Origin of the sequence: Microcoleus sp. Pol12A5 (assembly GCF_036701435.1) — a bacterium.
Classification (GTDB): domain Bacteria; phylum Cyanobacteriota; class Cyanobacteriia; order Cyanobacteriales; family Microcoleaceae; genus Microcoleus.
Genome location: NZ_JAUBQU010000050.1, coordinates 34925 through 45120, shown reverse-complemented (window position 1 = coordinate 45120; position 10196 = coordinate 34925). Strand labels below are relative to the sequence as shown.

The window sequence follows — 10196 nt, the reverse complement described above, 5'->3', positions numbered from 1 at the left end:
GCCCGATCGAGCGCGGGAGTGGCGGCCGCCAGCACCTGCTGGTTCACGCGCACGTTACGCGCCGTATTAGCCCGATCGAACGATCGCAGCGTAATCGCCACAGTCAGCAAAATCACTACCAGCAACACCATCGTCACCGTCGGCAGCACAAACCCCGCCACCGGCAGTCTCGCCCTCCGGCCCATAGCCATCAGGGTTTGCAGCATTGCTCTCATCAGCCGCTTGGCCCCGGATCTGGTAACACCAGCAATCCGCCGCAGCAGGGATACGATAACTTTGGATAATTTGCTCTTAAACATTGACGCCTTCCTGAATAATTTCAGAGATGGTATTGCAGGTAGTTACTGCTCGACAGTACAATCCCATCTTTATTGTTCCCATTTTCCGCAACTTGCATATCAGCCTCTTGCACAAATTTAAATCTGTACCTTGGCTGAAAAATAAAACCCACAAACCCGCAACTAAAATCGCCACTGATAATATATTTTTCAGAGAAAGATTTGCCCCGCAAGGATGAGAGTTCCCTAACTCCACTCTAATCGAGTTAAATTGAAATGTCAGTACCACGAGCGAGAGTGAATTAGATCACCCCAAAACAGCGATCGCGATCTTATCCAACCTATTGCCCAGCCCTTGCAGGCTTTGTTTGTTTAGGCTAGGTTTCAACCACCGGAATCTAGAATGTAGATTGGGCGATCGAATTGTGGTTATACCAATTTTTTATGAGGCCCCGTAGAATCCGATCCCCCCTAGCACCCCTTAATAAGGAGGGGACAAGATTCCGATCGAAGTCCCCCAACAACCAGGAGGATGTGAGGGGGATCGAGATATGTCCAACTTCACATTAAATTGGTATTAGGCCTATCGCTGCGATCGAATCTAAATAGGGCGATCGAAATTTATGTAATCCGTCAAAGTGCTATCTCAACTCTTGCACCATTGTCAATAAGCCTTTGAGGGGCGGGTTCTGGGGCCCAACCCCTACTCCCCACAAGAAAATTGAACTATGAGTGGAACAGGCAAGATGCCTCTTCTTCAAAATAGTGCAAGATGTCAGTGCGATCGAATTTTCCTTTTACCCTGCGGCGCACTGTCAGTACAATTTCAAAATCTAAACATACCACCCCCACCTATGAAACAAACTCCCAAACCGCCCGACTTCATCATCATCGGTGCCCAAAAAGGCGGCACAACCTCTCTGTACAATTACCTAATCCAACATCCCCAAATCGCCCCCGCAGCCGAAAAAGAAATCCATTACTTCGACTTAAAGTTCGACAAAAGCCCAGACTGGTACTATGCCCAATTTCCCCAGTCCCAAACAAGCGAAAATCTACTAACCGGAGAAGCCAGCCCCTACTATATCTGTCACCCCCAAGTTCCGCAACGAATCCACGATTTATGCCCGAAAGTTAAAATAATTGCCCTGCTGAGAAACCCAGTAGAACGCGCAATTTCCCACTATTATTACTATATAAAAATAGGTTACGAATCCCTATCATTAGAAAGTGCGATCGCCTCCGAACCCCAAAGACTCCAAGGCGAAATAGAAAAACTCATAGCCAACCCAACCTACTATAGTTACGAACACCAACACCACAGCTATCTAACCCGCGGCATTTACGCCGATCAACTCCCAGCCTGGATGAAACTTTTTCCCAAATCACAACTTTTAATCCTCAAAAGCGAAGACTTGTATACCAATCCCTTCGGCACATACAACAGCGTCTTAGAATTTCTAGACTTACCGCCGCACCAACTACAAACCTACGAAAAGTACAACGCCACCCAATATCCCCCCATCAACAACACAGTATACGAGCAATTGAGAGCATATTTTCGATCGCACAACCAAAGACTAGCCGAATTGTGCGATCGAGATTTCGGCTGGGATTAATAATGTCATTCGTGTCAACAATCGCCTAATACCAATTTTTTATGAGGCCCCGTAGAATCCGATCCCCCCTAGCCCCCCTTAATAAGGGGGGGACAAGATTCCGATCAAAGTCCCCCTTCTTAAGGGGGATTTAGGGGGATCGAAATATGTGCAACTTCACATTAAATTGGTATAAAAACCTTTTTTGTACCCGTTGCACTCAGGACTAAAATATTAAGCAGCCGCCGTAGCATTTGCTTCCAAAGGCTCGATTTCCTCCGGCGTAGCGTGACGGCGCGGATCATTAAAGCTGCGTGCCGCTAGCCAGTTAGGATTTTGCGTCATCTCGCAACCAATCACGTAAAGCGAAGATTGGTTAAAAGCAGCCCATAGAGCATCACAAGCCTGTTTATCCATCAGTGAATCGGCGATCGGGCGATCGTGAATCAGAGCAAATAAATCAAACTCATTTCGTTTTGGATTCCACTGATATTGCAAAGTAGGAGCATAACCCATTTCGATCAATTGTGCGATCGCGCGATCGGGCGTATATCCGTCCAAATGCACCCGATTGAGATAGATAGACACTTGAACATACTCATCTCTGGCAGGTAGCAGTCGGTAATTCGAGTTAGTCATCATCATTTGTCTCCGTGCAGTAGTAATAAGAGCGGCCTGCAATATCGGGGCGTTTTTCAGCCTTCATTTTATGCTGAGCACATCGTCGCTTAGCATAAAGGTCTTTTTCAATTTCAGTCTCGCCGGGGGCATAAAAAGGACGGTGAGGAAGCAGTTCGGCTTCTAAATCCTCCCAAGATTTCTCTGGGTTGTCTGCATCTCTCAGCATTTGTCCCTCGCGGTTTGTTCGAGGATGCCGTTTATTCGATATAGTCGATCGATCGATTTTAGATTTTAGATTTTAGATTTTAAATTTTAAATTTTAGATTGAAGCATTGAAACATTGAAGCATTGAAGCATTGACCCCACGCATAAATTCGGGGGGCAAGTTTCATCGGATACAAATTTTTTATTTTTCCTCCAATTAATCTGGCGGCTGGTATCCTGGATGATTTCGGTCATCAGTCTGTTTCTTCAGTTTTGGCGATCGTCTTGACGCGCTGGGGCTTTGGCTCCAAAACGGGTTCGTTTTCCTGTAACCAAGTTTCGATGTACTCCAACAGAACCTCATTCATGCTGAGGCTACGCATGGCGCAAGATGCTTTGAACTTGGCTCTTGTCTCTTCAGGTAGATAGATTTTTACGGACACTGTTTTACTTGTAGTCAAAGTTTCCATATCGCTATATCGATTTGTCTATGTGTCTAGCCTGACACACAGGCGCGCGATTCGGATAGGGTCACTTGTCGATATAAGGACTTATAGACTTATCCCTATATCGACATAATAACAGACATACCCAAAAAACGACAACCGCGCCGAGTTAAACGCCATTGCCGTTTCCATACATTTTGAAAAAAAAATGCTTGACATTCCTACCAGTCTGTGCTAGGTTATCGAATAGTATTGTGTTTAACCCACAAATCGCAGCACTTCAACTATGTTCACAGCCAAGTTCACAGCCAACAGCAATTTTTATTTTTGGTGCAGCCAAGTTCGCCCGGAGTGAATTGGTAATTCACTGTGAACATCCGGGCGAACCGCAGATTAACACCTGCGGTTTTGTTTTTTCTACTTCTTTCCCCAACAACCAATCGAGTACAAGCGAAAACAGCAATGACATTATTCAGTAACTGGTACAACAGCTTTTATTTTTGGCCCAACAAAAGTTCTGGGTAAATTGTCGCGCTGTCTTTTCGCACCAACCCGGAACTCCTAAAAGTTCCGGGTTTTTTGTTGTCAACCACCCACTTAATTTTCCAGGAAAATACCATCATGTTAGAAGCCAAACTCGCAACCAAATCTCATCCCGAACACCAGACAATTGTCCAACTCTCAGAAACAGTCTCAGTCGGCGGCCAAGAATTACTAATCATCGGCGGCCCCTGTACCGTCGAAAGTTCCGCACAAATGGAAACAGTCGCCCGCCAACTATCCGCCGCCTCCGTGCAAGCTTTGCGAGGCGGAGTCTACAAACCCCGCACTTCTCCCTATTCTTTCCAAGGCATGGGAATTGAGGGACTCGAAATTTTAGCCGATGTCAGCCGGCGTTACGGTTTACCCGTAGTGACAGAAGTAATGTCGATCGCCCAAATCGAGCCAGTTGTCACCTATGCTGATATGCTGCAAGTAGGCAGTCGGAATATGCAAAACTTCGAGTTACTAAAGGCGATCGGTCAAGCCGGAAAACCAGTCCTCCTAAAACGCGGCTTATCAGCCACCATCGAAGAATTTGTGATGGCCGCCGAATACATTCTCAGTCACGGAAATCCTCATGTAGTTCTCTGCGAAAGAGGCATCCGCAGCTTCGACAATTACACCCGAAACGTATTAGATTTAGGTGCAGTCGCAGCACTGAAACAGTTAACTCATTTGCCAATAATTGTAGACCCTTCTCACGCCGTCGGCAAGCGAGAATTAGTCGCACCGCTAGCCAAAGCAGCGGTTGCTTGCGGTGCAGACGGATTAATTATTGAATGTCACCCGCAACCCGAAAAATCAGTTTCTGACGCGCGGCAAGCTCTTTCTTTGGCAGATATGGCTGATTTAGTTGTTAGTTTGCGGCCTGTAGCAGCAGCGGTTGGGCGGTGCATACCAGATACTAAGTCATTAGTCATCACTCATTAGTCATCACTCATTAATCGGCGCCCGAAGAGTTACTTCTTGTAGCGTCAGAATTTATTCTGGCGCACTTTTGTTTGGAAAGCGAAATTAGATTAAAATAAAAGCACAATCAATACTGTCATCTACAATATTTGGGTTTTATTATGGCACTGGTACTTAAAGTTCCGTCGATCGTCTGTTCTGGCTGCGGTGATACAATTACAAAATCCATCAAAACAGTTGACTCCGATGCCTCTGTCAATGTGGATGTAGCTGCTAAGACTGTTACAGTTGAGGCTCAAGCTTCTGAAGAATCAATTAAACAGGCGGTTGTGGTGACAGGCCACACCATCCAAGGAGAATAATATTAGGCTTCGTCTAAGTGTTCGGCGACTGCTTGGTAAAGTTCAAAAACGTGGCGATCGAGTAAACTATAAAAAACTTGTCTCCCAACCTTGCGGTAACTTACCAACCGCATCGCCCGCAACGCCCGCAACTGATGCGATACCGCTGACTCGCTCATACTCAACGCCGCAGCCAAGTCGCACACGCACAGTTCTTGCTTGGCCAAAACCGACAGCAGTCGCAGGCGGTTCGCATCTCCCAAAAGACTGAAAAACTCTGCCATCCGCTGGGCTTTAGCGGTGTTGAGAACTTGTGTTTGGATGTCCTCGGCCCGCCAACAGTCAACTAGGTGCGATGGATCGCACGTTGGTGTATCGTTTTGTTCGCGAGACTGACTTATCGCTCCATTAACAGCAGACTTAGGTGACATCTTTTCCCGCCTGGTTTTAATTCTCATTTTCATTTTAGTGCGATCGGCAAACCTTTTGTAACAAAACTTTTACATTCCCTTGACTAATACCTGAATATATGTTCAGATATTAGTATAGAGAACGAACCCCACCAGGAGAATCTAAATTATGACTACCGCCACCCAAACAAAATGTGCCTGTCCTTCATGTTCGTGCGTTGTCAGCCCCAGCGAAGCCATTGAAAAAGACGGCAAAACATACTGTTCCAGTGCTTGCGCTGACGGGCACCCCAACGGCCAAGGCTGCGGCCACGCCGGCTGCGAGTGCCACAAGTAAATATTCGGCTTCAAAAAAGGTTAATCACCAACTGCCAAATATATCTCAAGGGAGATGCGAACCGCGCATTTCCCATTTTTTGTGCTTTTAGGTTAAAGAAAAGTTAAAATAAAGCTAACTTAAGGTTAAGACTGCATTAATAGACTAAATACAGAGCGAAAAAGCACAATTGCTACTTACGCAATACAATAGAAGCAAGTTAGCGCCGCGATACAGAGTACAAATAGTGCTATTAACAGCAGAGACCGAACCAAAAGTTGAATACCAAAAGTTTAATTAGGAGGGGGCAATGAAAGAGCGGGAAGATTTTTTACATCCTCGCAATCGCTACTACGGTGATTTCACGCCAGAAAACTTGGCGTTTAATGCCAACTTGCAGGAGTTTGCTCAAAAAATAACTTATATTTGCTCGCTGGAAACAGGGGGGAAAATTAGCGCTGAGAAAGCTTATAAAGATATTAAGATGCTTTGGAAAGACTTAAAATCCTCTAAGAAGCAATTGGGAATTGGCCAAAAACCCCCCAGTACCGAGGAAAAAAATTCGCCTTAAAGTCATCGCTGCAAACGCAGCGTTTGCCATCGAAAACCCCTGCGATTGCGAGCGCTGCTTTTTGCTGCGTACCCAGCAAAGGTAAGGTGCCTGCTAGTAGACGAACTTTAGAAAGTCTATGGTTGGGGATTTGGTGAAGTTTCTCCCGCAAAAGAAGTACAATTGCCACCGAGGCCAGAAATAATCGCGCAAGTATTAGTTTTCAGCATTCCCTGATATGTATCAGCACCAGTGCCGGGGCCGCCTAACTCGTCGCTGTAAAGTTCCTTGTCCGAAATTTGGACATTTGCCTCCCTCGCCACAGTCTCCATCAACTTCGGATTAGTTGTAGTTTCGGCAAAAATTGTCGGCACTCCTGCACTCTTAATTTCTGAGGACAATTCAGCAATTCTTGCTGCGGTGGGCTGTTCCTCTGTCGTCACACCCTGCAAAGCTCCAGCCATCTCCAAACCGTAAGCATCGGCATAGTAACTCAGAGCATCGTGAGTTGTTACTAACTTCCGTTTTTGAGCTGGAATAGTCGCAATTTGAGCTTTGATCCAAGTATCTATTTTTTGCAACTCATCTGTTAAGATTGCTGCATTTTTTGTATAAAGTTGAGCATTGTTGGGGGAAACTTCGATCAATTGATTGCGAATTATTTCTACCATGCGCCGGCCATTTTGAGGATTATGCCAAACGTGAGGGTCAGGGACTTTTTCACCTTCTGCATGGGGTTTGTTTTCCGCTTTCTCTTCACCGTGTTCGTGTTCGTGTTTGCCCATCAGCGGTTTGGGAACCGCGAGTTCGTGGACGGCGATTTTGGGCGCGGAATTACTGCTAGATTCAATTAACTTAATGATGCTGGGTTCGTGGTTGTAGCCGCCGTATAAAATCAGATTTGCTGTTTCAATCGCTTTGCGGTCTTCCGGCTTGGTTTGGTAGGCGTGCGGGTCGTCTCCCGGCTTGATCAGACAGGTGGTGTCGATCGAACTTTGAGCAATTTCTTTAGTTATGTCGCAGATAACGCCTGTCGTGGCGACGACTTTTGGCAAGTTGGCCGCCCGACTGGCTGGAGTTTGAGTCGCGGCGGGAATCTCTGGCGCCCGGCTTGCGTTCTGTCCTCCACTGCACCCAACCAGCCCGCAGCCAATTGCCAAAACAGCCGCACCGCATAATCTGCCGCTTTTTCCAGCCCAGTTCGTTAACATTTTCACCTTTGGAACGATAATCGTTATTGCTTTTTCGAGTTATCCTATTCTAGTAGCTACGAACAAGAATCGTTCTCAAAATCTCTAATTATGTTAGAAGTGCAAGACTTAGCTGTTAATTATCGAGGAATCTCGGCCCTCAACAGCGTGAATTTCCAGTTAGATCCCGGACAATTAACCGGTGTGTTCGGCCCCAACGGCGCGGGCAAAAGCACGATGGTGAAAGCCATGTTGGGATTGATCCCGGCCTGTCGGGGTTTGGTGAAATATCAGGGGCGACTGCTGAAGGAACAGTTGTCGCGGGTGGCTTATGTGCCGCAGCGATCGCAAATTGACTGGGATTATCCGATTACGGTGTGGAATGCGGTAATGATGGCGCGAACTGTCCAGACTGGTTGGTTTCGCAGCCCCTCGAAGCAGTCGCAAGAATTGGTGAAAGCTGCTTTGCTGCGGGTGGGAATGTGGGATTTGCGCGATCGGCAAATTGGCGAACTGTCTGGCGGACAGCAGCAGCGGATTTTCTTAGCAAGGTCGATCGCCCAACAAGCCGATTTATTCTTCTTCGACGAACCTTTTAACGCGATCGACAAAGCAACCGAAGAAATTATTTTCGATATTTTTGCCGAACTAAAAGCAGAAAATAAAACATTGCTAGTAATCAGCCACGATCTAGGCGAAACTTTAAAACAGTACGACAATTTATTGTTGCTAAATAAGCATTTAATTGCAACGGGTTCCTGCCGGGAAGTGCTCACCGCAGCCAATATTCAAAAAGCCTATGGATACGATTTAAGTTTAGTTGCTTCCTAAGCCAAAAAAGATTTATCTTTAAAGTTGATAGTGGCACGGGCGTCCCACCTGTGCAGTTGATTGTAGTTGAAAAAATCCTATTATTAACATAATTCAATGTTAAACTTACTCATTGAGCCACTACAATTCGAGTTCATGCGAAATGCGATATCCGTCGGCGTTTTGCTAGGCATTCTCTGCGCCGTTGTTGGCTCCTACTTAATTGTACAGCAAATGGGAATGATGGTTGACATGATTGCCCATTCAGTATTAGCAGGATTGCCCGTAGCTTTTTCTTTAGGTTTCAATATTTCGGTCGGCGCGTTTATATCGGGAATTATCAGCGCGGTAATAATGGCGTGGATTCAATCGCAATCGCGCCTAAAAATTGATGCAATTATGGCATTAATCTTGTCTACATTTTTAGCAATTAGCGTCACGCTAATTAGCTTGTTGCGGACAACAAAATTAGACTTAGATGGTTTTTTGTTCGGAAATATCTTGTCAGTTGCACCTGCTGACGTGCAGCAGACTTTTGTCATAACTTTAATAATTTTGGTGGCGGTCAAACTCCTTTACAAAGAACTGCTATTCTATACTTTTGACCCGTTGGGAGCGCAAGCGTCCGGTTTGCCTGTAAACTGGATTTATTTGGGGATGATTTCGGCGATTACGCTGACGATTGTTGCGAGTTTGCAAACTGTGGGGGCGCTGTTAGTAATTTCGCTGTTAATCGGGCCGGGAATAACCGCGTATTTGTTGGTAAAAGAGCTGCATTTAATGATGGGATTGGGAGCAATGATTGGGATTACAGCTAGCGTGACTGGTATGTATCTCAGCTATTATTTTAATATGCCGTCTGGGGCGGCAATTGTATTAGTTATTTTTGGGTTATTTTTAGGGGCTTTGCTGTTCAGTCCCAGTCAAGGAATTTTGACAAGAAAGAGAGGATAAAAGTCCAGGATGTACAGGCTCTATCTGTTGTACGTTTTTTACGCTTACTTACGCAAAAAGTAATTTAACGCCCTACTTATAACAGCTTGCTCAGCCCGAACTCTTTGCCGCGCATAAGTTTATGACCAAACCAGCAATTCGCCACCGCATCCGCCAGCGGCGAGAAAGTGGCCTTCGGGATGCCATGCGAGACAGGAAAAACCGCCCTCTGCACCTTCTAGAATTTGCAGCAATTGTTCTGCTTCTCCCCACAAACAAACTTGACCGTCTGCGGCGGCGGAAGCTAATAAAAATGTGCTAGGTTGAAAGGCGATCGCATTTACCACATTTTCATGCACTTCTAACGCCCAAGAATCCCAACCGACTCTTTCATCAGCGTCTCTTTCCCAGACAGAAATACCTTGAGAGCTCGAAGCTGCTAACAAAGGCGCACCCAAAGAATTAGTTTTATCCGACCAAGCTAACTCCCGAACCTTCCCCGGAAAACCCTGCATTACCCACGGTTCAAAATTGCCCCATTCATTAACAATTAGAGTATTGTCCATATTGCCGCAAGCTAAATATTCCCCTTGTGGCGACCAAGCAATTGCACCGGTTGCGGAGGGTACTGATAAAATTTCCGGGTCTTCGTCCCAGTCTTCGCCATGCCAAACTTTGACACCTTGATAGCCGCTAACTGCCAGATATTGAACCATCGGATGCCATGCTAAATCGAGAATAGATGATGAGTCGAAATTCAGCGTTACTTCAACAACATTATCCTCAACATTCCAGACTTGAACGTAGCGGCCCATACTGAAAGCTAACTGGTTGCAGTTGGGACTCCAAGCTAACTTATCAACCCAGACGCGCTGGTTGTCCAAATCAGCAATTAATTCCCCAGAATTAACGCGCCAAATTCGCACTTTTCCATCTTGTCCGCCAGCAGCTAGGAATTGACTGTCGCGGGAAAAAGACAAGCAATCGACTGATTTACCCGTAGCACTTTGTAGGGTTTGCAAGGACAATTCATTAACTGCCCCTACT

The 10196-nt window shown here is 45.9% G+C and carries 14 protein-coding genes; 7 read left to right on the top strand and 7 right to left on the bottom strand.

The features are described 5' to 3' along the window. A partial coding sequence (locus QUA45_RS15235) for a hypothetical protein (protein WP_333221395.1) occupies nt 1–299 on the bottom strand: 299 nt, incomplete at its 3' end. A 725-nt stretch (nt 300–1024) separates the two neighbouring features. Here QUA45_RS15235 and QUA45_RS15230 point away from each other — a divergent pair. After that, on the top strand, nt 1025–1897 hold the full coding sequence (locus tag QUA45_RS15230; protein WP_333221393.1) for a sulfotransferase domain-containing protein: 873 nt from the start codon (nt 1025–1027) through the stop codon (nt 1895–1897). A gap of 213 nt (nt 1898–2110) precedes the next feature. Here the strand turns inward: QUA45_RS15230 and QUA45_RS15225 are convergent, their stop codons facing one another. The 3 genes from QUA45_RS15225 to QUA45_RS15215 form a co-directional block, all read right to left on the bottom strand. Beyond that, nucleotides 2111–2521, bottom strand: coding sequence for a hypothetical protein (locus tag QUA45_RS15225; RefSeq protein WP_333221391.1), 411 nt, complete (start codon nt 2519–2521; stop codon nt 2111–2113). Beyond that, entirely contained in the window at nt 2508–2723 is a 216-nt protein-coding gene (locus tag QUA45_RS15220) for a hypothetical protein (RefSeq protein ID WP_333221389.1), read from the bottom strand. The genes QUA45_RS15225 and QUA45_RS15220 overlap by 14 nt, the downstream gene beginning before the upstream one ends. Nucleotides 2724–2955: 232 nt before the next feature. After that, nucleotides 2956–3171 (bottom strand): plasmid partition protein ParG, encoded by a 216-nt coding sequence (locus QUA45_RS15215; RefSeq protein WP_333077478.1) that lies wholly within the window; start codon nt 3169–3171, stop codon nt 2956–2958. A 597-nt stretch (nt 3172–3768) separates the two neighbouring features. Between QUA45_RS15215 and aroF the strand changes: the two genes are divergently transcribed. After that, nucleotides 3769–4620, top strand: a complete 852-nt coding sequence (gene aroF, locus QUA45_RS15210; RefSeq protein WP_333221387.1) for a 3-deoxy-7-phosphoheptulonate synthase — start codon at nt 3769–3771, stop codon at nt 4618–4620. Between the two features lie 140 nt (nt 4621–4760). Continuing rightward, entirely contained in the window at nt 4761–4961 is a 201-nt protein-coding gene (locus QUA45_RS15205; protein ID WP_333067593.1) for a heavy-metal-associated domain-containing protein, read from the top strand. A gap of 2 nt (nt 4962–4963) precedes the next feature. Here the strand turns inward: QUA45_RS15205 and QUA45_RS15200 are convergent, their stop codons facing one another. After that, the gene (locus QUA45_RS15200) at nt 4964–5371 is read right to left on the bottom strand and encodes a metalloregulator ArsR/SmtB family transcription factor (RefSeq protein ID WP_333096567.1); all 408 of its coding nucleotides are present in this window, start codon (nt 5369–5371) and stop codon (nt 4964–4966) included. A gap of 148 nt (nt 5372–5519) precedes the next feature. On the opposite strand from QUA45_RS15200, the gene QUA45_RS15195 reads away from it, so the two are divergent. Next, nucleotides 5520–5687, top strand: a complete 168-nt coding sequence (locus tag QUA45_RS15195) for a metallothionein (RefSeq protein WP_333221385.1) — start codon at nt 5520–5522, stop codon at nt 5685–5687. A 289-nt stretch (nt 5688–5976) separates the two neighbouring features. After that, the gene (locus QUA45_RS15190; protein WP_333096569.1) at nt 5977–6237 is read left to right on the top strand and encodes a DUF7219 family protein; all 261 of its coding nucleotides are present in this window, start codon (nt 5977–5979) and stop codon (nt 6235–6237) included. 116 nt (nt 6238–6353) lie between these two features. Here the strand turns inward: QUA45_RS15190 and QUA45_RS15185 are convergent, their stop codons facing one another. Continuing rightward, entirely contained in the window at nt 6354–7427 is a 1074-nt protein-coding gene (locus QUA45_RS15185) for a metal ABC transporter solute-binding protein, Zn/Mn family (RefSeq protein ID WP_333221383.1), read from the bottom strand. Nucleotides 7428–7517: 90 nt separating this feature from the next. Here QUA45_RS15185 and QUA45_RS15180 point away from each other — a divergent pair, with 90 nt between their 5' ends. Both QUA45_RS15180 and QUA45_RS15175 read left to right on the top strand, forming a co-directional pair. After that, on the top strand, nt 7518–8237 hold the full coding sequence (locus QUA45_RS15180; RefSeq protein WP_333096572.1) for a metal ABC transporter ATP-binding protein: 720 nt from the start codon (nt 7518–7520) through the stop codon (nt 8235–8237). Nucleotides 8238–8333: 96 nt separating this feature from the next. Beyond that, nucleotides 8334–9170: a metal ABC transporter permease gene (locus QUA45_RS15175; RefSeq protein ID WP_333221381.1), complete on the top strand. Its 837-nt coding sequence runs from the start codon at nt 8334–8336 to the stop codon at nt 9168–9170. Nucleotides 9171–9289: 119 nt separating this feature from the next. Here QUA45_RS15175 and QUA45_RS15170 read toward each other — a convergent pair. Continuing rightward, nucleotides 9290–10196, bottom strand: a 907-nt coding sequence (locus QUA45_RS15170; protein WP_333221379.1) for a WD40 repeat domain-containing protein, incomplete at its 5' end; no start/stop codon positions are given.